2 protein-coding genes are annotated in these 987 nt (G+C 57.2%); both read left to right on the top strand.

The annotated features are described in order from the left end of the window. Nucleotides 1–610: porin (locus H6A60_RS11740; protein WP_205104838.1), on the top strand; the 610-nt coding region annotated here is incomplete at its 5' end. A gap of 72 nt (nucleotides 611–682) precedes the next feature. After that, nucleotides 683–987, top strand: a 305-nt coding sequence (locus tag H6A60_RS11745; RefSeq protein WP_205104840.1) for a helix-turn-helix domain-containing protein, incomplete at its 3' end; no start/stop codon positions are given.

Here is a 987-nt window from a genome sequence, read left to right on the forward strand (position 1 = left end):
GGGTACGTACGACGAAGCCGACGGCTTCTCGAAGGTCCAGCATGTCTATGCGCTCGCGGCGGGTTATAAGGGCGACGGTTTCACTGCTTCCGCAATCTGGCAGATGATCGACCAGCCGAACAAAGCGGGACTTGTCGGCATGCCCTCTGATACGAAGCCGACGCACAACTTCTTCCTCGGAGCAACGAAGACATTCGGCGGTTTGCGCGTGCATGTTGCATATCAGCACCTTGAAGACGCCCGCAGCGTCCTCGGCGGTCCGAATGCACTCACAGCTTCGAACTTTGGATTCAACGGCTCGGCGAGCCGAGACGGCTTTTCGGCCGATTCGTTCTCGGTCGGCGCGAACTATCCGCTTTGGGGCGGTCGCATTCACGGCTCCTTCAAGATGGTGCACGCTGAATGGAACGGCGACGTCGGTGCAGCAGCTGATGATTCGGGTGCACGCTATGTCGGCGCCATCCGTTACGCTTACAAGCTCTCGAAACGTACGGGTCTTTACGCACTTGCTACCTACGGCTATGGCGACGGCATGTTTAAGAACAACAACACCGTCGAATCCGTTGCGACGCGCGTAACGGCTGCAGTCGGCCTGAATCATCGGTTCTAAAAATTTTGCCCCGGGCGTGAGCAAACGTTAGGCGAATGCTCAGGGGCTTTTCAACTTTTCCGAGGTATAAGCATGGCGACCGGAGCGAACGGACTTTCCGCATTTCACTTCCAGATGCTCGCTGATTTGATGCGTACGAAAAAGCTGAGCGCAACGGCCGCCAATCTCGACATCAGCGTTTCGAGAGCATCGCGCATGCTCATGCAGTTGCGGCAGGCGTTCAATGAGCCCCTTTTCACGGCGAGCACGGCGGGACTGCAGCCAACGAAAGGAATGCTCAGAATGGCGGAACGTCTCGACGTGTATCTCCGGGCGTTCGAGGACTTGATGGCGCCCCGCGTCTTCAATCCCGAGCATATCCAGGGCAACTTTCAGAT

Origin of the sequence: Sutterella massiliensis (assembly GCF_016899755.1) — a bacterium.
In the GTDB taxonomy this organism is placed as follows: Bacteria; Pseudomonadota; Gammaproteobacteria; order Burkholderiales; family Burkholderiaceae_F; genus Sutterella; species Sutterella massiliensis.